The sequence below is a fragment of the Nocardiopsis sp. TSRI0078 genome (genome assembly GCF_001905145.1).
Classification (GTDB): Bacteria; Actinomycetota; Actinomycetes; order Streptosporangiales; family Streptosporangiaceae; genus Nocardiopsis.
This window is the reverse complement of sequence record NZ_LWLB01000010.1, coordinates 23,129-44,202: the sequence shown is the minus strand read 5'-3', so window position 1 is coordinate 44,202 and position 21,074 is coordinate 23,129. Positions and strand designations below refer to the sequence as shown.

Here is a 21,074-nt window from a genome sequence, read left to right as displayed (position 1 = left end):
TCGTGGCCGTGGACGTTCCACGCCCCCCACCCCCGTAGCCCGCTGGAGTCCCTCACATGTCCCGACGCCGTGCCCGCTCCTCCCGCGTCCACGAACGGTACGTACCCCGCTGGCCCCTCGTCGCCGGAGCCCTGGCGCTGATCCTGGTCGCCGTCATCGGCGGCTACACCGCGGGCCTGCTCGCGACCGAGAGCGCGGAGGCCGAGGAGCCGGACATGCGCGTGGAGGCGGGTCTGCTCGCCGAGCCGCCCGGCGCCCCCGAGGAGAGCGAGGCGCCGGCCGAGGAGGAGACAGAGGAGGCGGTCGTCCATCCGGCGGGGCTGGACCCCGAACTCGTCTACGCCCTGCAGAACGTGCACGGCGACCGCGTCATGGACGTCGCCAACAAGTCCACCGCCAACGGCGCCCCCATCCACCTCTGGGACCGCCACGACGACACCAACCAGCAGTGGCGGTTCGTCCCCGTCGAGGGGGGCTTCTACGAGGTCGAGGGCATCGGCAGCGACAAGCTCCTGGAGATCCCCTCCGACCCCGCGGCCCAGCCGGGGGCGGCGCTGCTCACCCGGACGGGATCGCCCAACCAGCACTGGACCGTGATCGAGGTCGGCCCGGGCGTGGTCCGCCTGGTCAACCGCGCCACCGGCCAGGCCCTGGAGGGGCAGGGCGGGGCTCCGGACAACGGCACCCGGGTCGCCCAGGCACCCGACGGAGGGCACGCCCACCAGCAGTGGCGGCTGCTGCCCGTGGGCTGAGCCCGCCCGGGGATCAGCCGACCAGCAGGGGGCGCACGGTCTTCCAGCACGCCTCGTCGGCGGCGTCGAGCAGTCCGAGGGCGTCGTCCCCGGGGCGGTACGCGCTTCCGTCCGGGCGCCGGGACACCCCGCCCGCCTCGGTGAGCATCAGGGCGCCGGGCGCGTGGTCCCAGGGCAGGGTCCGGTGGAACAGCACGAAGTCCAGCTCGCCCTCGAAGAGGCGGGGGTAGTCCACCCCGGCGCAGTGCGTCCCCGGTCCGACCGAGGCGAACCCGGGCGCCGCCTCCTCCACGCGCCGCCGCGCGGTGGGGCCGAGGAAGCGGGTCAGCACGGCACCGCGCATGCCGGCCGGGGAGGCGGGCGCCGGGGACCGGCGCACACGTACCCCGTCACGCCAGGTGCCCGCGCCCCGTTCCGCGACGTATGAGCGCTTCGCGCAGGGCTGCACGATCCAGGCGGCCACGGTCTCGCCCCCGCGCACCAGGGCCGCCATCACCGCGTACTCGGTGCGGCCGTTCACGAAGTTCCTCGTGCCGTCCAGCGGGTCGACCAGCCAGGCCGTGGGCTCCTCGCGCAGCGCGCGCACCAGCGCGGGATCGGCCGAGGCGGCCTCCTCGCCCACCACCGGCGCGTCGACGATCGCGCGGAGCCGGTCGCTGATGAGCTCCTCGGCCTCGCGGTCGGCCACGGTGACGATCTCCCCGGGCGACTTCTCCACGACCTCGCCCTCGGACAGGGCCCGGAAGCGGGGGAGGATCACCTCCTCCGCCGCTTCGTGGAGGATGGCGGTCACCGCGTCGACGTCGAACATGCTCCGATGCTAGAGCCAGGCCCGGTGGGCGGGGACGGGCGGGGCCCTACTCCCAGCGGAAGAGGCGGCTGGCCAGCAGGCCGCCGACGAGGGCCCACACGGCCAGTACCGCGAAGGCGCCCGGGCCCGGAGGGGCGCCCCCGGCCAGGGCCGCCCGCAGCCCCGAGCTGAGCGCGGTGACGGGCAGGACCGACGCCGCCTGCTCCAGCGGGGCGGGGAAGCTGCTGGTCGGGAACAGTACTCCGCCCAGGCCCAGCATCAGCACGTACACCAGGTTGGCCCCGGCCAGGGTCGCCTCGGCCCGCAGCGTGCCCGCCATCAGCAGGGCCAGCGAGCTGAACGCGGCGGTCGCCAGCAGCACCAGCGCCGCCGCCGCCAGCACGCCCCCCGCGGTCAGCGAGGGCGACCAGCCCAGGGCCAGCGCCACCGCGCACAGGACCACCGCCTGGATCGCCTGTACGCCCAGTACGGCCAGGGTCTTGGCGGCCAGCAGCCCGAACCGGGACAGCGGCGTCGCCCCCAGCCGCTTGAGCACCCCGTAGCGGCGCTCGAAGCCGGTGCCGATGGCCAGGCCCGTGAACGACGTGGACATGACCGCGAGCGCCAGAACGCCGGGCGTGAGCGCGTCGACCCGGGCGCCCTCGCCCACGTCCAGCACCGAGGTGAGGCTGAACCCCACGAGCAGCAGCACCGGGATCACCATGGTCAGCAGGAACTGCTCGCCGTGGCGCAGCATCACCCGGAGCTCCATGCCGGCCTGTGAGGCGACCATCCGCCACATCGGGGCGGCTCCGGGCGCGGGGGTGAACAGTGAGGCGTCGTCGCCTCCGGTCGCGGGCGCGTCGGTCGCCCGGGCGGATGCGGTGAAGGTGTGCTCGGTCATTGTTCGCGCAGTTCCCGGCCGGTGAGTTCGAGGAAGACGTCTTCGAGGGTACGCCGCCGCACGCGCAGGTCCTCGGCCAGTACTCCGGCCGAGGCGCACCAGGCGGTGACCGTGGCGAGGAACTCCGGGCCGAGCGCGTCGGGGTCGTCGGTGGTCACCGTGTACTCGCGGCGGCCGTCGGCGGTGTCCTGCGAGCCGACCCGGCTGCCCTCGGGCAGGGCGGCCTCCAGCCGCGCGGTGTCCACGGCCGCGCTGGTGGAGAAGCACACCTCGCGGCGGCCCCCGGTCAGCTCGGCCGGGGTGCCCTCGGCGGCCAGGGCGCCGCGGTCGATGACGACCACGTGGTCGGCCAGCCGCTCGGCCTCCTCCATGTAGTGCGTGGTCAGAATCACCGCCACGCCCGCCGCGCGCAGGGCCGCCACCAGGTCCCAGGTGGCCATGCGCGCCTGCGGGTCCAGCCCCGCGGTCGGCTCGTCCAGGAAGACCAGTTCGGGGCGCCCGACCACGGCGCAGGCCAGCGACAGGCGCTGCTGCTGGCCGCCGGACAGGCGGCGGAACGGCGTGGCGGCCACGGAGGTCAGGCCGAGCCGCTCCATCAGCAGGCGGGGCTCGATCGGCCGCGCGTGGAAGGAGGCCATCAGCCGCAGCCACTCGGCCGCGCGGGCGCCGGTGGGCACCCCGCCGGACTGGGGCATCACCCCCACGCGGGGCTTGAGGGCGGCGGCGTCGGCGACGGGGTCCAGGCCCAGCACCCGCACCCGCCCGCCGTCGGCGCGGCGGAAGCCCTCGCAGACCTCGATGGTGCTGGTCTTGCCCGCGCCGTTGGGCCCGAGCAGCGCCGTCACCGCGCCCCGGCGCGCGCTGAAGGTGAGGCCGGTGACTGCGGTGGTGGCGCCGTAGCGCTTGACCAGGTCGACGACCTCGACCGCGGCTGTGTCCATGGGCCCTGAGTCTACGTGCGGCCAGGCGGAGCGGCTCACCGCCCCGGGCCGGGCGCCGGGGGCGCAGGGGGCGGGGAGCGCGGGACGTCCGGATGGCGGGACCGCCGTCCCAGAATGCGGTCGCCCGGAATGGTCCGACCCCGGTCCGGGGTTACATCCCGAGTGCGTCACGCGGGTGAAACCGCTGTTAGGCAAGGCTGGCCTTCGTGAGAAAAGGCATGGGTCGGGGTTTGCCTAGGCGGACTTATTTACGCCACACTGATGTTGTCAAAAACGTGAGCCGTGTTCCGAGGAGGGAGGGGAACCCCGTGTCCGAAGGCGTGCCCCGCCCCCTGGCCGGACCGGACCGCGGTGCCGAGACCGGCACCCGCGCCCGGGTCGCCCGGCTCATCCTGGAGAAGGGCCCGATCACCGCCTCCTCCCTGGGAGAGCGCCTCGGACTCACTCCGGCGGCCATCCGCCGCCACCTTGACAACCTGACCAGTGAGGGCATGGTCGAGGCCCGCGACGCCCGGCCCCACGGCGGACGCCGCCGCAGGGGTCGTCCGGCGCGTGTCTTCGCCATCACCGAGGCCGGACGCGACGCCTTCGTCCACGCCTACGACGACCTCGCCACCAGCGCGCTCCGCTTCCTGGCCGAGACGGCCGGTCCCGGGGCCGTCGGCGAGTTCGCCCGCAGTCAGGTCGCCGACCTGGAGCGGCGCTACAAGCCCATGCTGGACGCGGTTCCCGCCAAGCAACGCGTCCGGCTGCTGGCCGAGGCCCTCTCCAACGACGGCTACGCCGCCACCGCGGGCCGGGCGCCCGCACCCGGAGGCGGCGACCAACTGTGCCAGCACCACTGTCCCGTCGCGCACGTGGCCGCCGAGTTCCCGCAACTCTGTGAGGCCGAGATCGAGGCCTTCGCGCGGCTTCTGGGCACCCCGGTGCGCAGGTTGGCCACCATCGCCCACGGCGACGGTGTCTGCACCACGCACGTCACCCCGCGGGGCGACGCGGCGAGCGGGGAGGACGGCACCCCCGCGTCCAAGGCTGTCCGCCAGGCGGCGGACGGCTCAGTTCACCAGCAGGACGTCTGAGTCCAGGAGGAGTCCGCGCATGACGTCTATCGCGCATCCCGAGCTCGAGGGGATCGGAACATACGAGTACGGCTGGTCCGACTCCGACGTTGCCGGTGCCTCGGCACGTCGCGGCATCAACGAAGAGGTCGTCCGCGACATCTCCGCCAAGAAGGACGAGCCGGAGTGGATGACCAAGCTCCGCCTCAAGTCCCTGAGGCTCTTCGACAAGAAGCCCATGCCCGACTGGGGCGCGGACCTGTCCAAGATCGACTTCGACAACATCAAGTACTTCGTGCGGTCCACGGAGAAGCAGGCCACCTCCTGGGAGGAACTGCCCGAGGACATCAAGAACACCTACGACAAGCTGGGCATCCCCGAGGCGGAGAAGCAGCGCCTGGTCGCCGGTGTCGCCGCGCAGTACGAGTCCGAGGTCGTCTACCACCAGATCCGTGAGGACCTGGAGGAGCAGGGAGTCCTCTTCCTGGACACCGACACCGCCCTCAAGGAGCACCCGGAGATCTTCGAGGAGTACTTCGGGTCGGTGATCCCGGCCGGCGACAACAAGTTCGCCGCGCTCAACACCGCCGTGTGGAGTGGCGGGTCCTTCATCTACGTGCCCAAGAACGTGCACGTGGAGATCCCGCTCCAGGCCTACTTCCGGATCAACACCGAGAACATGGGCCAGTTCGAGCGGACCCTGATCATCGTCGACGAGGGCGCCTACGTCCACTACGTCGAGGGCTGCACCGCGCCGATCTACAAGTCGGACTCGCTGCACTCGGCGGTCGTCGAGATCATCGTCAAGAAGAACGCCCGCTGCCGTTACACGACCATCCAGAACTGGTCGAACAACGTCTTCAACCTGGTCACCAAGCGCGCCGTCGCCGAAGAGGGCGCCACCATGGAGTGGATCGACGGCAACATCGGCTCCCAGGTCACCATGAAGTACCCGGCCGTGTACCTGATGGGTGAGCACGCCAAGGGCGAGACCCTGTCCATCGCCTTCGCGGGTGAGGGGCAGCACCAGGACACCGGGTCCAAGATGGTGCACTGCGCGCCCAACACCTCCTCCACCATCGTCTCCAAGTCGGTGGCACGCGGCGGGGGCCGCGCCTCCTACCGGGGGCTGGTGCAGGTGCAGGAGGGCGCCGACCACGCCAAGTCCTCCGTCAAGTGCGACGCGCTGCTGATCGACACCATCAGCCGCTCGGACACCTACCCCTACAACGACCTGCGTGAGGACGACGCCGAGCTCGCGCACGAGGCGACCGTCTCCAAGGTCAGCGAGGACCAGCTCTTCTACCTGATGAGCCGGGGCATGGACGAGGACGAGGCCATGGCCATGATCGTGCGCGGGTTCGTCGAGCCCATCGCGCGCGAGCTGCCCATGGAGTACGCGCTGGAACTGAACCGGCTGATCGAGCTTCAGATGGAAGGAGCGGTTGGTTAAGTTGACCAGCCCGAGCACCGAACCCAAGGCCCACAGCCACGGCCTCGGGGAGATCCCGTTCTCCAAGTTGGCCACCCACGGGTCCTTCGACGTGAACGACTTCCCCGTTCCCCACGGCCGTGAGGAGGAGTGGCGCTTCACGCCGCTGCGCCGCCTCAGGGGCCTGCACGACGGCAAGGCCGTCGCCGACGGCACCGACAAGGTCGAGATCGACGCCCCCGAGGGTGTCACCGTCGAGACTGTCGGCCGCGACGACGCGCGCCTCGGCACCGCCGGCTTCCCCGCGGACCGCGTCACGGCCCAGGCCTACTCCTCCTTCGAGCAGGCCACCGTGATCACGGTCGCGCAGGGCGCGGCCCCGGAGCGGCCCGTCACGGTCGACCGCGAGGCCCAGGGGGGCACGCGCTTCGACCAGTTCGTCATCGACGTCAAGCCGCTGGCCGAGGCCGTCGTGGTCCTCAACCAGACCGGCACGGGCGTGCGCGCGGGCAGCGTGGACGTCCACGTCGGCGAGGGCGCCCGCCTGACCCTGGTCAGCCTGCAGGACTGGGACACCGACGCCGTCGACGTCTCCCAGCACAACGCCCAGGTCGCCAAGGACGCCACGTTCAAGTCGATCGTGATCACCCTGGGCGGCGACCTGGTCCGGCTCTCCCCGAAGGTGGCCTACAAGGGGCGCGGCGCCAACGCCGAGCTGCACGGCCTGTACTTCACCGGCGACGGCCAGCACCACGAGCACCGCTCGCTCATCGACCACAACATCTCCAACACCCGCTCGCGGGTGGAGTACAAGGGCGCCCTGAGCGGCAAGGACGCCCACGGTGTGTGGATCGGTGACGTGATCATCGGCGAGGGCACCACCGGTACCGACTCCTACGAGCACAACCGCAACCTCCAGCTCACCGACGACACCCGCGTGGACTCGGTGCCCAACCTGGAGATCTTCACCGGCGAGGTGGAGGGTGCCGGGCACGCCTCCGCCAGCGGCCGCCTCGACGACATTCACCTGTTCTACCTGCGCTCCCGGGGCATCCCGGAGGACGAGGCGCGCCGCCTGGTCATCCGCGGCTACTTCCTGGAGCTCATCGGCCGGATCCCGGTCGAGGAGCTGCGTGAGGAGATCATGGCCAAGGTCGAGCGAAAGCTGGCCGAGCATGAGTGAGTCCGGTCGCTGGGTGAAGGTCGCCGAGCTCAAGGAGATCCCCGAGGAGGGGGCCCTGGGAGTCGAGACCGACGACGAGACACCCATCGCCCTGGTGCGCAGCGAGGGCGAGATCTACGCCGTGCGCGACGTGTGCTCGCACGCCGAGGTCCGCCTGTCCGAGGGCGAGGTCGAGGACGGCACCATCGAGTGCTGGCTGCACGGATCGTGCTTCGACCTGGGTTCGGGGGCGCCCATCAACCCGCCCGCGACCCAGCCGGTCCCCACTTACGACGTGAAGATCGACGGCGACGACGTGCTCGTGTCGCTGGATGAGAAGAATTCCTGAGGCCTGAAATGACGAAGTTCGAAATCCGCGGTCTGCGCGCCGACGTCCTCATCGGTGAGGACGAGCGGCAGGAGATCCTCAAGGGCGTTGACCTGACCATCAACTCCGGTGAGACCCACGCCATCATGGGCCCCAACGGCTCGGGCAAGTCCACCCTCGCCTACGCGATCGCGGGCCACCCGCGCTACGAGATCACCGAGGGCGAGGTCCTGGTCGACGGCGAGAACATCCTGGAGATGAGCGTCGACGAGCGCGCCCGCGCCGGCGTGTTCCTGGCCATGCAGTACCCGGTCGAGGTCCCCGGCGTGTCCATGTCCAACTTCCTGCGCAGCTCGGTCACCGCCGTGCGCGGCGAGGCCCCCAAGCTCCGCCAGTTCTCCAAGGAGCTGCAGGGCGCCATGAAGAACCTGGCCATCGACCCGGCCTTCGCCGCCCGCGGCGTCAACGAGGGCTTCTCCGGCGGTGAGAAGAAGCGCCACGAGATCCTCCAGCTGGAGCTGCTCAAGCCCAAGGTCGCGATCCTGGACGAGACCGACTCCGGCCTGGACGTCGACGCGCTCAAGATCGTCTCCGAGGGCGTCAACCGCGCCAAGGAGGGCGGCGAGATGGGCGTCATGCTCATCACCCACTACACCCGGATCCTCAACTACGTGAAGCCCGACTTCGTGCACGTCTTCGCGGGCGGGCGCATCGCCGAGTCCGGCGGCGCCGAGCTGGCCGACGTGCTGGAGGCCGAGGGCTACGAGCGTTTCGTGAAGGCGGGCGCATAACCCATGACCACAGTCCGCGAGTTCGGCCGGGCCGGGACGGGCCTGCTTGACGTCGCGGCGATCCGGGAGGACTTCCCGATCCTCTCCCGGACCGTTCGCGACGGACGGCCGCTGGTGTACCTCGACTCCGGCGCCACCTCACAGAAGCCCCGTCAGGTGCTCGACGCCGAGCGTGAGTTCTACGAACGCCACAACGCGGCGGTGCACCGCGGCGCGCACCAGCTCGCGGAGGAGGCGACCGACGCCTACGAGGCGGCCCGGGAGACCATCGCCCGGTTCATCGGGGCCGACGCCGGAGAGGTGGTGTTCACCAAGAACGCCACCGAGGGCGTCAACCTGGTGGCCTACGCGCTGAGCAACTCCGCGACGGCCGACGAGGAGCTGCGCCGCTTCCAGGTCGGGCCCGGCGACGAGGTCGTGGTGACCGAGATGGAGCACCACGCCAACCTGGTGCCCTGGCAGCAGCTGTGCCAGCGCACCGGTGCGACGCTGCGCTGGTTCCCGGTGACCGGGGAGGGCCGTCTGGACCTCTCCGACCTCGGGGACCTGGTCAACGAGCGCACCAAGGTGGTGGCGTTCAGCCACCAGTCCAACGTGCTGGGCACCGTGAACCCGGTCCGGCCCCTGGTCGAGCGGGCCCGCGAGGTCGGTGCGCTGACGGTGCTGGACGCCTGCCAGTCGGTCCCGCACATGCCGGTCGACGTGTCCGACCTGGGAGTGGACTTCCTGGTCTTCTCCGGGCACAAGATGCTCGGTCCCAACGGGATCGGCGTGCTGTGGGGGCGCCGGGAGCTGCTGGAGGCCATACCGCCGTTCATCACCGGCGGCTCCATGATCGGTGTGGTCCACATGGAGTACTCCACGTGGGCCGACCCGCCCCAGCGGTTCGAGGCCGGGGTGCCGATGGCGCCCCAGGCCGTCGGCCTGGCCGCGGCCTGTGACTACCTCTCCGAGGTGGGCATGGACCGGGTGGCCGGGCACGAGCACGCGCTCACCGAGTACGCGCTCGAACGTGTCGGCGCGGTCGAGGGCGTGCGGATCGTCGGCCCGACCGAGGCGGTGGACCGCGGTGGCGCGGTGTCCTTCGTCGTGGACGACATCCATCCGCACGACCTGGGCCAGGTGCTCGACGACCGGGGAGTGGAGGTCCGCGTGGGCCACCACTGCGCCTGGCCGCTGCACCGCAAGCTGGGTATCGTCGCGACCACGCGTGCGTCCTTCTATCTCTACAACACGCCAGAGGACGTGGACGCGCTCGTGGAGGCCATCAGGGCCGCGCAGCAGTTCTTCGGAACCCGGCCCTAGAACGAGGACGACCATGCAGTTGGACGCGATGTACCAGGAGATCATCCTGGACCACTACCGCAATCCGCACCACAAGGGCCTGCGGGACCCGCACAACGCCGAGGCCCACCACATCAACCCCACCTGCGGGGACGAGGTGACGCTCCGCGTGGCGCTGACCCCCGCCGAGGGCGCCGACGTCCTCGACGACGGGGCCGTCGTCAGCGACGTCTCCTACGACGGGATGGGCTGCTCGATCAGCCAGGCCAGCACCTCGGTGCTGACCGACCTGCTCATCGGCCGGACCGTCGCCGAGGGCATGGCCACCCTGGACGCCTTCACGGAGCTGATGCAGTCCAAGGGCAAGGGCGAGCCCGACGAGGACGTCCTGGAGGACGCGGTGGCGTTCGTCGGGGTGTCCAAGTACCCCGCGCGGATCAAGTGCGCCCTGTTGGGGTGGATGGCCTGGAAGGACGCGGTGTCCCAGTCGCTGGAGAAGGAAACCGTCTGATGAGCGAGAACGAGACGACAACGACCGAGGCCGCCGAGGCCGCGGAGACCGCCCCCCTCTCTCCGGAGGCGGAGGCGCTGGCCGAGGAGATCAGCGAGGCGCTCAAGGACGTGATCGACCCCGAGTTGGGCGTGAACGTCGTCGACCTGGGCCTGCTGTACGGGGTGAACGCCGACGACACGACCATCACGCTGGACATGACCCTGACCAGCGCGGCGTGCCCCCTGACCGACGTCATCGAGGACCAGGCCACCAGTGCCCTGGACGAGTTCGAGCGCGACGTCAAGATCAACTGGGTCTGGATGCCGCCGTGGGGTCCGGACAAGATCACCGACGACGGGCGTGACCAGCTGCGCATGCTGGGCTTCAACGTCTGAGGCGGTACGACGTGCGGGCGGGCCGGGACCTGGAGGGTTCCGGCCCGCCCGCGTTCGTGTGCCGGGGCTCCGCCGTCACGGCAGGTCGGAGCCGAAGGGCGAGCGGCCGGCCAGCTCGTGCACCCCGATCGCGATGTCGTGGGCGGTACGGGCGGGCCTGCGGAAGGCCAGCCGGATGTCGTGGTCGCCGTCCGCGCCCTCCATGCGCAGCCGCACACCGAAGCGGTCCACGCCCAGCGGACGCGGCGTGCCGGCGCGCAGGTGCGGTGGCACGTGTTCGGCCAGCGCCTCGACCAGTTCGGGGTGGTCGGCGTCCACGTGGCGCAGCCACGAGGCCTCCCAGCGGCTGAAGGGGTCGGTGCGGGCGGCCGCGAACTCCTGGGGGTGGAGCAGACGGGCGCCCTCGGGGTCGGAGTGGACCAGCAGGGTGGGACGGAGCAGGGCCATCACCGCGCCGTGACCGATCTCCAGGAGCCGGTCGTCGGGATCGGTCCGCACGACCTCCACCGCCCGCTCCCTGGCGGCGCGGGTCTCCAGTGCCGTGAGCGTGCCGCTGATCCAGAGCATGGCGCGGACGGGGTCGCGGAGGTCGACGGGGGCGAGGTCGGTGAACTCGACCATGACGATCGGGTCGTCACCGGGCGCGGCGCCTCCGTCCGTGCCCAGCAGGGGGTGGCCCTCGGGCAGCAGCAGGCTCACCTCGCCGCCGGGATGGACGTGGCAGACGGTCTCGGCCAGGCGGAGGGGGGCGGCGGCCGGCGGCCGGGCGGAGGAGGCCGCGGTCGCGGGGTTGCCCCGGGCCAGGAGGGAACGCGCCCGGTCGGCGGGGGAGGGCAGTGGTGCGGAAGAGGGCATGAAGGACCACCTCGAAGCAATTAGGTAAGGCTAACCTACATCAATCCGGGCATCCTGTGCCAGGGGCTGCGGCCACCGCCGCCCGCGGCCGGGGAGGCGGCCGTGGGGCGGGATCGGCCGGATCCCGCCCCACGCGTCCTCCCGGCGGGTCAGACGGTGGTCGTGGTGCACGTAGTGCGCCAGGTTCCGCGGGTTGCGGATGTAGCGTCGAGGTCGCGGTCCTCCTCCGGCTGCTCGCAGCGGGGGATCGGGGCGACCGCCGAACCGGACGGAACGCGGGCGCGTCACAGTGCGGACCCGTCCGTACGGGCGGGCGCACCCGTGCGGGCCCGGCCCGGGGTCACCGGACCCGTTGGGTGACCACCACACAGGCGAGGACCACGGCCGCGGTGAGCGGGGCGGTGGCGGACAGGTGCTCGCCGAGCAGCAGCACCGCCCACACCAGGGTCAGCAGGGGCTGGGCCAGTTGCACCTGGCTGGCCCGCACCACGCCGATGAGCCCCATGCCGCGGTACCAGGCCACGAACCCGCCGAACTGGCTCACCAGGGCCAGGTAGGCCAGTCCCGTCAGCGCCGTCGGCGTCACGTGGGCGGGTTCCAGGGCGAGAGCCGCGGCCGACAGGGGCACCGTCAGCGGCAGCGACAGCACCAGCGCCCAGGAGATCACCTGCCAGCCCGGAACGCGGCCCGCGAGTCGCCCGCCCTCGGCGTAGCCGGCGGCCGCCCCGGCCAGCGCCGCGAACAGGTACAGGTCGCCCACGCCGAGTGCGCCGCCGGTCCGCACGAGGGTGAACGCGACGACGGCGACGGCCCCGGTGACCGCCGCCGCCCAGAACAGGGGCGAGTGGCGCGTGCCCGTACGCACGGAGGAGTAGGCGGCCGTGGCCAGCGGCAGGGCGCCGACCACCACGGCCGCGTTCCCGGCCGACGTCGTCCGCAGGGCCAGTGCGGTGAACAGGGGAAAGGCGATCACGCACCCGGACGCCACCACGAGCAGCGCCGGGATCTGCCCCGGGACCGGACGGGGGACCCGGGCCGCGCGCAGGCACCCGGCGGCGACCAGCCCGGCCAGGGAGCAGCGCAGGGCCGTCGACGTCCAGGGGCCGAAGCCGTCGAGGGACCACAGGGTCGCGGGGAAGGTGAAGGAGAAGGCCAGGACTCCCAGCGCGGCCCACAGGCTCCCACCGCGCACCGCTACCCGATCCATGACAGTAGCGCTATTCTTTGCTCTCATGAAAAAGAGTAGCAGTGTCGCCGATCTGTGCGAGCGGCTGCGCCTGGCGTTCGACCGCTATCCTCCCGGTGAGAAGCTGCCCTCCAGCCGGGCTCTGGTGGAGCAGTACGGCGTGAGCCCGGTGACGGTCTCCCGCGCCGTCGCCCAGCTCGCCGCCGAGGGCTTCCTCGTCACCCGGCCCGGCGCCGGATCCTTCCGGGCCCGGCGCGAACGTCCCGCACGCGCCCCCGAGGACACCGACACCTCCTGGCAGGAGGTCGTCCTGAGCGCCGAACCGGCCACCGCACCGGGGGAGGGCCTGCCCCGCTCCGTCGACGACACCGGGGTCCTGGCCACCCTCTCCGCGCCCCTGCCGGGCGTGATCGGTCTTCACGGCGGCTACCTGCACGCGTCGCTTCGGCCCGAACGCGCGCTCGCGAGCGCACTGGCGGGCGCGGCCCGTCGCCCGGGAGTGTGGGCGCAGCCGCCGGTCGAGGGCCTGGAGGAGCTGCGCGGCTGGTTCGCCCGGGAGATCGCCGGCCCCTCCGGCCCCCTGGACGCCGCCGACGTCCTGGTCACCGGCGGGGGCCAGAGCTCTCTGACCACCGCCCTGCGGGCGCTGGCGCCGCCGGGCTCCTCCGTCCTGGTGGAGTCGCCCACCTACCCCGGTCTGCTGGCCGCGGCCCGCGCCTGCGGGGTGCGCCCGGTGCCCGTCCCCGTCGACGCCGACGGGCTGCGCACCGACCTGCTGGAGGAGGCCTTCGCCGCCACCGGTGCCCGCCTGCTCCTGTGCCAGCCGCTCTTCCACAACCCGACCGGGGCCGTGCTCGCCCCGCAGCGGCGGGCGGAGGTCCTACGCATCGCCCGCGCCGCGAGCGCGTTCGTCGTGGAGGACGACTTCGCCCGCCGCCTCGCCCACACCGACGCCGCGCCGCTGCCGCCCACCCTGGCGTCGGAGGACGAGCACGGTACCGTCGTGCACGTGTGCTCCCTGACCAAGGCCACCTCGCCCAGCCTGCGGGTGGGGGCGCTCGCCGCCCGGGGGCCGGTTCTGCGCCGCCTGCGCGCCATCCAGGTCGTGGACAGCTTCTTCGTTCCGCGCCCGCTCCAGGAGGCCACCCTGGAGCTCGTGGGCTCCCCGGCCTGGCCCAGGCACCTGCGCGCCGTGGCCGCGGGCCTGACCGAGCGGCGCGCCGCGATGACCGACGCCCTGGTGCGCGAGCTTCCCGAACTGGAGCAGCCCTCCACCCGGCGCGGCGGCTACCACCTGTGGCTGCGGCTGCCCGAGGGGGCCGACGAGTCGGAGACCGTGGCGGGGGCCCTGCGCGAGGGGGTGGCCGTGGCCCCGGGACGGGCCTACTTCCCGGCCGAGCCGCCCGCGCCGCACCTGCGGCTCGGCTTCGCCGGAACCGCGGGAGCCCAGGAGGCGGCCCGGGGCGTGCGTCGCCTGGTCCGCGCCCTGCGGGCACGGTGACGGATCCCGGCCCCGGCTGGTGCGGTGACCGCGAAGGTGCACCGGTTCGCCCGATGAGCCGTGATCTTGTACTTGTAGCGAGTTCGGGCGCCCAGACTCGCTACAAGTACAAGATCATTCGGGGTGAAGCGCTCCTACATACCGTCTAGTGCGTGGCGAACAGGCCCGCGCGCAACTCCGCGGCGATGTCGTTGTCCCCGCGCAGGGACAGCAGGTCGATCAGCGACTGCGGGTCGGCGGGGGACTCGTCGTCGTTGTCGGTGATGCGGCGGGAGAGGATCTTCAGGGCCTCCTCGGTGGAGGCGGGCGCGGTGTACCCGCTCAGGTGCAGGGCACGTGCGGCGGGAGAGTAGCGGCTCAGGTCGGTGGCGGGCAGTTTGCGCGCGTCCAGGCGGTCGCCGGCCACCGTGATGAACATGCGGTCGCCGGGCTGAGCGGCCTGGCGGCGCAGCAGCGGGCGCAGGGAGTCGAACGCGGGCTGGTCGCGCCAGACCAGCACCAGCAGGTCGGCCCCCGGCGCGGTCAGGCACAGCAGGCGCCCGGGCTGCAGGCCCAGGTGGGTGGCGTAGCCGTTGGGGACGGCCACGGGGGCGCCGTTGAGGTGGTCGGCGGTGATGTCGATGCGGTGCCACCAGCGCCCGTCCGGCGCGCGGAAGCAGCGTGCCGACATGGCGGGGTCGCTCGCGCCGGGCCGTGAGGGCGAGGGCGGGTGAGGGGCGGACGCGGCCGGCACCCCGGGCGGAGCACCGTGGGCCTGCCCGGGCGGCGGACCGAGCGGAACGACGCGGTGCGGGTCCAGGACCGCGGTGCCGAGGGAGGCGCCCTGGTCGTGCACGGGTCTTTGCTGGTGGACGGGCTCGGGCTGGGAGGGCGGCTGCCCGTCCGGACGGCGCCGTATCGGCAGCCCGTTCTCGGTGGTGGCCCCCGAGTCCTCCGGCGCGGTGTGGCCCGGGTGGCCCGTGGGCACCTCCATGGGAACCGACGGGTCCACGAACACGTGCCCGTCCCTCAGGCTCACCCCCGGGGTGCTCAGCAGCCAGGCGCGCATCTCCTGCTGGCGGATGCCGATCCGGCCCAGCCGGATGGCGGCCTCGGTCATGCTGGGCGAGTCGCCCAGGAGTTCGCGGGTCTGCCAGCGCAACCGGTTGGGGTCGTCGGCGATCAGCCAGCCGTTGTGCATGCGCCGGTCCGTGAACAGGGTGATGATCACCCGCCACAGGGGCGTGTGCAGGGTGGGCACGTCCACCGGGTGGTCGGGGTGGGCGTTGATCAGCCGGTCGATGGTGGTGGCCGAGCCCAGCTGCTCGGACAGCTCGCGCAGGTGCTTGGTGATCGCCGCGCCCTCGGGAGCGTTGAGCCAGTGCAGCAGGCGCTCCTCGACCTTGCGCTGGGCGGTGCGGATCTCGGTGACGTCCACCGCGATCTGCTCCGACAGCACGCGGATGCTGATGGGGTCGGTGGCGAACAGACGCTCGGCGGCCACGGTGCGCTCCAGTTCGGGCCAGGAGCGGAACATCTCCTCCACCAGGTCCACCAGCGGGTGCTGGCCCAGGGCGGGAGTGGGGGGCCGCTCCTCCACGTGGTCGGAGCGTGTGGCCTTGGGCGGGCCGAAGCTGGGGCGGCGCAGCGTGCGCCCGGGGCCCAGCAGGGAGCTGCGGAACTGCGAGCGCAGGTCGCCCGCGCCGCCGGCCTGGGCACCGTCGCCGCCCACCGCCTCGGAGCTCAGGGCGGAACTGGGGATCATCGCGGCGGAGCTGACCATGGCGGTGGAGGCCGCCGACTGGTCGTCGGCCTCGGCCTCGGGCTCGTGGTTCTCGGCGCGCTGGGCGCGCAGGGCCCTCAGAGTGCGGATCGCGCGGGTGGCCGGGGTCTGCGGCGGGGCCGGGTCGGATCCGGCGCCCTCGGAGCCCGCGTCGCGGTCGGTGCCCGTGGCGGCGTTGAGGTAGTCCAGCGCGTTGCGCACGTGCTCGGGGGCCGAGTCGGGCATCCAGTGGGCGATGGTGCGCACGGCCTCCATCATCAGCGCGGGGGAGGGCGTGGGCCCCGCGGGCAGTTCGCAGCAGGGCCGCAGTGCGCGCCAGGCCACCGTGCTCACCACGTCCATGGCGCCGCAGCCGGGAAGCTGCCACCCGGCGATCTCCTGGGGACTGGCGGAGACGAGGTGCTCCCAGTCCCCGGCGGTGGCGACGACCGCGCCGCGGACGGGCTCGGAGAGCTCGGAGCAGTCCACCGGCTGGGCGCGCAGGCTCGGCAGGAACTCGGCCAGGGGGACGTGGGCCCACTGCTCCAGAGCCAGGCGGGCGATACCGTGGGCGAGCCAGGGCGGGCCCGCGATGTCCAGGACGCGCGCGACCGGCAGCGAGTGCCACCAGCCGTCGATCAGACGGTCGTGGTGGAGCAGGGGTGCCACATCCGGCGACTTCGACCACCGCAGCGCGGGCGCGAGGTCGACGAGGCAGATCGGAGAGACGGCGTTCATCCGCTGGGGACCTCGACCTCCTGGTGTCTGCACGTGAATTGGGGAGGAACCGCACGGGCCTTCGGTTCGATGCACCACAGTACGCGCCCCTCACCCGCGTGGGGCCGGACGGCGGAGCCGGTCCGGTGCGCCGTGGGTGGGCACGGCGAGCCGGGGGACAGGGGTGCCGTGAGCACTTCCCCGAGATCGTACGTGCCTGCGGGCCACATGGGTACCCCCGGGTATGCCTGGTCCGGGGGTGTCGCCGGTGAACACGGTGTGTGTTCGCCGCCACAGGGGAACTCCGCGCCCGCGACCCGTGCGGGTATGTGATCTACCTCATAGTGGACTTTGTGCTCCTCACGGACCAATCGGTCGTCGGTATTCACGGCGCCTTCACGCCCGTGCCCCTTCCGGGCAACACGGGCGTGCCGCGCACCGCGCAGGATGAGGCGGACACTGGAGCGCGTCGACGTGCTTTCGGCCCAGGCGGGCCGTCACCGGTGGTGGGTATGCTGGACGGGCACTGTCCTCGCCCGAACGACCTTCGGCCGGGCGGCCGCGCCCGGCGGCCGATCAGGGGTCGACGGTGTTCGGACACGGGTCGGTGGCCAGGCTGCGGCCCGACACCAGGATTGCCGTACACGCGCGCCCCCGGCGCTGCCCAGGCGTGGGACGGTCGAGCCGGATGATTGGTTGACGTGACAGACCTTGAAACGAATCCCCCAGCGGCCGCTCGCCTGAGCAGACCGGACGCCATCCGGTCCTACGTGGCGATCGGCGACAGCATCACCGAGGGGATGGAAGACGACAGCGGCCCGGGTGGCGAGTACCGGGGCTTCGCCGACCGCCTCGCGGAGCACCTGGGTACGGTCAGCCCCGACTTCCGCTACGCCAACCTGGGTGTGCGCGGGCGCCGGATGCGGCACATCTTCGGTGAGCAGCTCGCCCAGACGCTCGAGTGGAAGCCCGACCTGGTCACCGTCCTGGCCGGAGGCAACGACGTCCTGCGCCCGGGCAACGACCTCGACCGGCTGGCCGAGCAGTTCGAGTGGGGCATCCGCCAGCTGCGCGACGCGGGTATCCGCGTGGTGATCCTGTCGGGTCACGACACCGGGTGGATCCCGGTCCTGCGCTACTACCGCGGCCGCATCGCCGTGTTCAGCATGCACATGAGGGCCGTCGCCGAGCGCACCGGCACCGAGATCGTCGACCTGTGGGCGCTCAACGCCCTCACCGACCCCCGGGCCTGGAGCGAGGACCGCCTGCACCTCAACGGCGCGGGACACCAGATCGTCGCCGCGCGCATCGCCGACCTCCTCGGCTTCCCCATGGGCCCGCCCGAGTCCTGGACCGATCCGTGGACCACCCCGCCCCAGCAGCTGCCCAGGATCCTGCGCCGCAGGGAGAACCGCCGCTGGGCGCGCCAGTACCTGGTGCCGTGGCTGCGCCGCCGCGCCATGGGCCGCTCCTCCGGCGACGGCCGCATGCCCAAGCGCCCCCGGCTGGACTACCTGCACGACGAGGCCACCCGCGCCGAGATCGCCAGGAGCATCGAGGAGGGCGGCGTGCGGGAGCCGGCCTACAACGGCTTCGACCCCGCGGAGGGGGCGCCGACCAGCAGCCCGTCGGGCACCAAGGGCCCCGAACCCGTGGACTGACCCGCGTCCGCGGAGTCCGCGTCCCGAAGGAGCGGGGCCGCGCCCCGACCGGGATCAGCTGCGCGACAGCGACTGGATGAGTTCGCTGATGTGCACCACGCCCAGGCACTGGCCGTAGGCGTTGGTCGCGATCAGGTCGTCGTAGACCCGCTCGGTGTCCTGGCCGGCCACACGCAGCGCCGCGAGCGCCGACATCCACGCCGGGACCGTGCGCGGCGACTCCGCCAGCCGCAGAGCCGGGCGCTTGGCGTGCAGAGCGTGCCCGTAGCGGCCGGTCACCGACAGCAGGAACCTGGTCCGGTCGATCACCCCCACCGGCCGCTCCCGGTGGTCGATGAGGATGACGCTGTTCAGCGCGGGGTTCCCGGTGAAGGACTCCAGCACCTGCTCGGCGGTGGCGTCGGAGTCCACCCCCACCGGCGGCACCATGAACTCGGTGACCCGGGGGCCGGAGTCCTCCTGGCCGCCCTGTCCGGCGGTCGGTTCGGGCACCGGGGCCACCCGCTCCCCGGGCCGCCAGGTCTGGTCCGCGAAGAACGGGCCCGTCCCCACACGGATCCCGCAGCGACGCAGCCGCACCACGTCATCGGCGGAGAGCACGCCCGAGGCGAGTGCGTACACCCCGCTGCCCCGCCCGATCCGCGCCAGGCCCTCCACCACCGTGGCGTGCCGCTGGTCCTCGGCCACCCCGGACACGATCTCGGGGTCGATCCGCATGAGGAACGGCGCGGCCTCCACCACCAGGTCGGGCCGCACCATCGCCGTGCCGAACCCGCACCGGAACCCGGCCGACCGAAGGCGGGAGGTCCCCGACACCACGGTCGCCCTCGCCAGCTCGGCCAGGTCGGCGCTGAGCATGAGGGTGATGTCGCGCGGGCGGCGGCCCGCACGGCGCAACCGGCTCTCCAACAAGGGCACGAACCCCTCGCCGGCCAGCATCCGCGCGGGCAGCGGCAGCACCAGCGGAAGCAGGCTCTCGGTCGCGGCCGCGTCCCTCACCAGGGACAGGAGCCACTCGGCCACCGCCGACTCCTCCTGGACGGTCACCTCCGCGTGGGAACCCCGTACGGCCGGCGGCGGGACGGCGTCGACCTCGACGGCGACCACGGAGCCCGAGTCCAGGTCCACGACGGGTCGGTAGACGGAGGCGCGCGGAGAGCGGTGGAGGGGCGGACCGGGTTCCTTCCGCTGCGCCGGGGGAGTGTGTTGGGGATGCAGAGGAGACACAACCTTCATGGTGACCGGGAACCGGTCCTACCTGAAGGCCTCTTCTCGGCTGTTCAACTCACCTTCACAGCTTGTTCCGCGGCCGGTGTCGTCCCTGTCCTACGGCCCCGAGGCCCCACACACGACGACGCCCCCGCCGGTCGGCGGGGGCGTCCGTGGAGTCCGGAACCCGGATGCGGCGGGGAGGACGCCACAGGGGGATGTCGCCGTGGGCGCCGCGCGGCGGTCCCTGCCGGCGTCGGGTCAGGCGCGGCGGAAGACCACCGCGACGTTGTGGCCGCCGAACCCGAAGGACTCGTTGATGGCGGCCACGTCACCGGCGGGCATGTCCCGGGGCTTGTCGCGGACGATGTCCACGACCACGTCCGGGTCGAGCTCGTCGATGTTGATGGTCGGCGGGATGCGCCCGTCGTGCAGGGCCAGGATGGTGGCGATCGACTCCACGGCGCCCGCGCCGCCCAGCAGGTGGCCGGTCATGGACTTGGTGGAGGTCACCGCGATCCGGTCGGCGGCGGAGTCGCCCAGGGCCGAGCGGATGGCGCGGGTCTCCCCGACGTCTCCGGCCGGGGTGGAGGTGGCGTGCGCGTTGACGTGCACGATGTCGGCGGGCGTGAGGTCGGCGTCGTCCAGGGCCACCGTGATGGCCCGGGCCTGCCCGACGCCCTCCGGGTCGGGCTGGACGATGTCGTAGGCGTCGTTGGTGTATCCCACACCCGAGGCGTGGGCGTACACGCGGGCGCCGCGCCTGGCGGCGTGCTCGGCCGACTCCAGGACGAGGATGCCCGCGCCCTCGCCCATGACGAAGCCGTCGCGGTCCTTGTCCCAGGGGCGGGAGGCCCTCTGCGGGTCGTCGTTGCGCGTGGACAGAGCGCGCATGGAGGCGAACGAGGCGATGTTGAGCGGGTGGATCGCCGCCTCGGTGCCGCCCGCGATCACCACGTCGGCGCGGCCGGAGCGGATCATGTCCACACCGTTGGCGATGGCCTCGGCGCTGGAGGCGCAGGCGCTCACCGGCACGTGCGAACCGGCCCGGGCGGTGTACTCCAGGCTGATCGCGGCGGCGGGGCTGTTGGGCATGAGCATGGGCACGGTGAACGGGGAGACCCGCTTCCAGCCCTTCTCACGGAAGGTGTCGTACTGCTCCAGGATGGTGAGGATGCCACCGATACCGCTGGAGACCACGACGCCCAGGCGGACCGGGTCGACCTCGGGGGACCCCGCGTCCTGCCAGGCCTCCTGTGCGGCGATCAGCGCGAACTGCTGGGTGCGGTCCAGGCGGCGCAGACGCGGCCGGGGCAGCTTCTCGGAGGGCTCCTGCGCGATCTGCCCGGCGAAGTGCACCGGCAGTTGCTCGTGCCACTCCTCCGGCAGCGCGGTGATGCCGGAGCGGCCGTCGAGGAGCGCGGACCATGTGGTCGCGACGTCACCCCCGAGGGGGGTGGTGGCGCCGAGGCCGGTGACGACGACATCGGTCTTGGACATGATCCGATCGCCCTTCTCGTGGGTCGTTCCCGGTCACGGTGCCGGGAGGCGTTGGCGTATGTGAGGCAGAGGCCGCGTGTGGCGGCGGGTGGGGCGCCGGGACGGGGTGCGTCCCGGCGCCCGGACACGCTACTTCTGGATGAAGTTGATGACGTCCTGGACCGTCTTGAGGTCCTTGAGCTGGTCGTCCGGGATCTCCACGCCGAACTTGTCCTGGGCGGCGATGGCGATCTCCACCATGGACAGCGAGTCGATGTCGAGGTCGTCCACGAAGCTCTTCTCCGGGGTGACCTCGGTGGCCTCGGTGCCGACGATCTCCTCGATGATCTCGCCGAGGCCTGCCAGGATCTCCTGCTCGCTGTGAGCCATGTCGT

General features: G+C 72.4%; 20 protein-coding genes. 11 read left to right on the top strand and 9 right to left on the bottom strand.

The genetic code is table 11. From position 1 onward, the window contains the following. Positions 1-56: 56 nt before the first annotated feature. Complete coding sequence (locus A6A08_RS09915) at positions 57-752, top strand: RICIN domain-containing protein (protein ID WP_073702259.1); 696 nt, start codon at positions 57-59, stop codon at positions 750-752. Between the two features lie 13 nt (positions 753-765). On the opposite strand, the gene A6A08_RS09910 is transcribed toward A6A08_RS09915, so the two are convergent. From A6A08_RS09910 to A6A08_RS09900, 3 genes are read right to left on the bottom strand one after another with little or no spacing between them, the layout of a single operon-like run. Next, entirely contained in the window at positions 766-1,563 is a 798-nt protein-coding gene (locus tag A6A08_RS09910; RefSeq protein WP_073702258.1) for an inositol monophosphatase, read from the bottom strand. Positions 1,564-1,609: 46 nt separating this feature from the next. Next, a complete protein-coding gene (locus tag A6A08_RS09905; RefSeq protein ID WP_073702257.1) occupies positions 1,610-2,446 on the bottom strand; it encodes an ABC transporter permease in 837 nt (278 codons plus the stop codon). After that, on the bottom strand, positions 2,443-3,387 hold the full coding sequence (locus tag A6A08_RS09900; protein ID WP_073702256.1) for an ABC transporter ATP-binding protein: 945 nt from the start codon (positions 3,385-3,387) through the stop codon (positions 2,443-2,445). Before A6A08_RS09900 ends, A6A08_RS09905 begins: the two co-directional genes overlap by 4 nt. A 308-nt stretch (positions 3,388-3,695) precedes the next feature. Here A6A08_RS09900 and A6A08_RS09895 point away from each other — a divergent pair, with 308 nt between their 5' ends. The 8 genes from A6A08_RS09895 to A6A08_RS09860 are packed head-to-tail and all read left to right on the top strand — an operon-like array spanning position 3,696 to position 10,330. Continuing rightward, a complete protein-coding gene (locus A6A08_RS09895) occupies positions 3,696-4,466 on the top strand; it encodes a metalloregulator ArsR/SmtB family transcription factor (RefSeq protein WP_073702255.1) in 771 nt (256 codons plus the stop codon). Positions 4,467-4,485: 19 nt separating this feature from the next. Further along, positions 4,486-5,898, top strand: coding sequence for a Fe-S cluster assembly protein SufB (sufB, locus tag A6A08_RS09890; RefSeq protein WP_073702254.1), 1,413 nt, complete (start codon positions 4,486-4,488; stop codon positions 5,896-5,898). Between the two features lies 1 nt (position 5,899). After that, positions 5,900-7,060 (top strand): Fe-S cluster assembly protein SufD, encoded by a 1,161-nt coding sequence (gene sufD / locus A6A08_RS09885; RefSeq protein ID WP_073702253.1) that lies wholly within the window; start codon positions 5,900-5,902, stop codon positions 7,058-7,060. Continuing rightward, positions 7,053-7,388 (top strand): non-heme iron oxygenase ferredoxin subunit, encoded by a 336-nt coding sequence (locus tag A6A08_RS09880; RefSeq protein WP_073702252.1) that lies wholly within the window; start codon positions 7,053-7,055, stop codon positions 7,386-7,388. Before sufD ends, A6A08_RS09880 begins: the two co-directional genes overlap by 8 nt. An 8-nt stretch (positions 7,389-7,396) precedes the next feature. After that, positions 7,397-8,158 (top strand): Fe-S cluster assembly ATPase SufC, encoded by a 762-nt coding sequence (sufC, locus tag A6A08_RS09875; RefSeq protein WP_073702251.1) that lies wholly within the window; start codon positions 7,397-7,399, stop codon positions 8,156-8,158. Positions 8,159-8,161: 3 nt separating this feature from the next. Next, the gene (locus A6A08_RS09870) at positions 8,162-9,463 is read left to right on the top strand and encodes a cysteine desulfurase (protein ID WP_073702250.1); all 1,302 of its coding nucleotides are present in this window, start codon (positions 8,162-8,164) and stop codon (positions 9,461-9,463) included. A 13-nt stretch (positions 9,464-9,476) separates the two neighbouring features. Beyond that, positions 9,477-9,953 carry a Fe-S cluster assembly sulfur transfer protein SufU gene (sufU, locus tag A6A08_RS09865; protein WP_073702249.1) on the top strand — a complete coding sequence of 159 codons (477 nt, stop codon included), beginning with the start codon at positions 9,477-9,479 and terminating at the stop codon, positions 9,951-9,953. Continuing rightward, the gene (locus tag A6A08_RS09860; RefSeq protein ID WP_073702248.1) at positions 9,953-10,330 is read left to right on the top strand and encodes a metal-sulfur cluster assembly factor; all 378 of its coding nucleotides are present in this window, start codon (positions 9,953-9,955) and stop codon (positions 10,328-10,330) included. Before sufU ends, A6A08_RS09860 begins: the two co-directional genes overlap by 1 nt. A gap of 75 nt (positions 10,331-10,405) precedes the next feature. Here A6A08_RS09860 and A6A08_RS09855 read toward each other — a convergent pair whose 3' ends face one another. Together A6A08_RS09855 and A6A08_RS09850 are read right to left on the bottom strand one after the other, a co-directional pair. Further along, positions 10,406-11,185, bottom strand: coding sequence for a DUF2470 domain-containing protein (locus A6A08_RS09855; RefSeq protein ID WP_073702247.1), 780 nt, complete (start codon positions 11,183-11,185; stop codon positions 10,406-10,408). A gap of 340 nt (positions 11,186-11,525) precedes the next feature. Continuing rightward, positions 11,526-12,392 (bottom strand): DMT family transporter, encoded by an 867-nt coding sequence (locus tag A6A08_RS09850; protein ID WP_242422299.1) that lies wholly within the window; start codon positions 12,390-12,392, stop codon positions 11,526-11,528. 25 nt (positions 12,393-12,417) lie between these two features. On the opposite strand from A6A08_RS09850, the gene A6A08_RS09845 reads away from it, so the two are divergent. Next, positions 12,418-13,872 (top strand): PLP-dependent aminotransferase family protein, encoded by a 1,455-nt coding sequence (locus A6A08_RS09845; RefSeq protein WP_073702245.1) that lies wholly within the window; start codon positions 12,418-12,420, stop codon positions 13,870-13,872. Positions 13,873-14,017: 145 nt separating this feature from the next. Here the strand turns inward: A6A08_RS09845 and A6A08_RS09840 are convergent, their stop codons facing one another. Then, positions 14,018-16,351 (bottom strand): hypothetical protein, encoded by a 2,334-nt coding sequence (locus A6A08_RS09840; RefSeq protein ID WP_073702244.1) that lies wholly within the window; start codon positions 16,349-16,351, stop codon positions 14,018-14,020. A gap of 749 nt (positions 16,352-17,100) precedes the next feature. Here A6A08_RS09840 and A6A08_RS09835 point away from each other — a divergent pair. Next, positions 17,101-17,991 carry an SGNH/GDSL hydrolase family protein gene (locus A6A08_RS09835; protein ID WP_073702243.1) on the top strand — a complete coding sequence of 297 codons (891 nt, stop codon included), beginning with the start codon at positions 17,101-17,103 and terminating at the stop codon, positions 17,989-17,991. Positions 17,992-18,045: 54 nt separating this feature from the next. Here the strand turns inward: A6A08_RS09835 and A6A08_RS09830 are convergent, their stop codons facing one another. The 3 genes from A6A08_RS09830 to A6A08_RS09820 all read right to left on the bottom strand — a co-directional run bounded on the left by A6A08_RS09830 (position 18,046) and on the right by A6A08_RS09820 (position 21,069). After that, a complete protein-coding gene (locus A6A08_RS09830) occupies positions 18,046-19,227 on the bottom strand; it encodes an EAL domain-containing protein (protein ID WP_199866895.1) in 1,182 nt (393 codons plus the stop codon). Positions 19,228-19,461: 234 nt separating this feature from the next. Next, positions 19,462-20,700, bottom strand: coding sequence for a beta-ketoacyl-ACP synthase II (gene fabF, locus A6A08_RS09825; RefSeq protein ID WP_073702241.1), 1,239 nt, complete (start codon positions 20,698-20,700; stop codon positions 19,462-19,464). Positions 20,701-20,829: 129 nt separating this feature from the next. Then, the gene (locus A6A08_RS09820) at positions 20,830-21,069 is read right to left on the bottom strand and encodes an acyl carrier protein (protein ID WP_073702240.1); all 240 of its coding nucleotides are present in this window, start codon (positions 21,067-21,069) and stop codon (positions 20,830-20,832) included. Positions 21,070-21,074: the final 5 nt, after the last annotated feature.

Bases quoted from the DNA above. Each gene is read 5' to 3' on its own strand.
- A6A08_RS09905 (WP_073702257.1), bottom strand. From the start codon at position 2,446: ATGACCGAGCACACCTTCACCGCATCCGCCCGGGCGACCGACGCGCCC.
- A6A08_RS09830 (WP_199866895.1), bottom strand. From the start codon at position 19,227: ATGAAGGTTGTGTCTCCTCTGCATCCCCAACACACTCCCCCGGCGCAG.
- sufC (WP_073702251.1), top strand. From the start codon at position 7,397: ATGACGAAGTTCGAAATCCGCGGTCTGCGCGCCGACGTCCTCATCGGT.
- sufB (WP_073702254.1), top strand. From the start codon at position 4,486: ATGACGTCTATCGCGCATCCCGAGCTCGAGGGGATCGGAACATACGAG.
- A6A08_RS09840 (WP_073702244.1), bottom strand. From the start codon at position 16,351: ATGAACGCCGTCTCTCCGATCTGCCTCGTCGACCTCGCGCCCGCGCTG.
- A6A08_RS09845 (WP_073702245.1), top strand. From the start codon at position 12,418: ATGAAAAAGAGTAGCAGTGTCGCCGATCTGTGCGAGCGGCTGCGCCTG.
- A6A08_RS09880 (WP_073702252.1), top strand. From the start codon at position 7,053: ATGAGTGAGTCCGGTCGCTGGGTGAAGGTCGCCGAGCTCAAGGAGATC.
- fabF (WP_073702241.1), bottom strand. From the start codon at position 20,700: ATGTCCAAGACCGATGTCGTCGTCACCGGCCTCGGCGCCACCACCCCC.
- A6A08_RS09900 (WP_073702256.1), bottom strand. From the start codon at position 3,387: ATGGACACAGCCGCGGTCGAGGTCGTCGACCTGGTCAAGCGCTACGGC.
- sufU (WP_073702249.1), top strand. From the start codon at position 9,477: ATGCAGTTGGACGCGATGTACCAGGAGATCATCCTGGACCACTACCGC.
- A6A08_RS09855 (WP_073702247.1), bottom strand. From the start codon at position 11,185: ATGCCCTCTTCCGCACCACTGCCCTCCCCCGCCGACCGGGCGCGTTCC.
- A6A08_RS09850 (WP_242422299.1), bottom strand. From the start codon at position 12,392: ATGGATCGGGTAGCGGTGCGCGGTGGGAGCCTGTGGGCCGCGCTGGGA.
- A6A08_RS09820 (WP_073702240.1), bottom strand. From the start codon at position 21,069: ATGGCTCACAGCGAGCAGGAGATCCTGGCAGGCCTCGGCGAGATCATC.
- A6A08_RS09860 (WP_073702248.1), top strand. From the start codon at position 9,953: ATGAGCGAGAACGAGACGACAACGACCGAGGCCGCCGAGGCCGCGGAG.
- A6A08_RS09910 (WP_073702258.1), bottom strand. From the start codon at position 1,563: ATGTTCGACGTCGACGCGGTGACCGCCATCCTCCACGAAGCGGCGGAG.
- A6A08_RS09870 (WP_073702250.1), top strand. From the start codon at position 8,162: ATGACCACAGTCCGCGAGTTCGGCCGGGCCGGGACGGGCCTGCTTGAC.
- A6A08_RS09915 (WP_073702259.1), top strand. From the start codon at position 57: ATGTCCCGACGCCGTGCCCGCTCCTCCCGCGTCCACGAACGGTACGTA.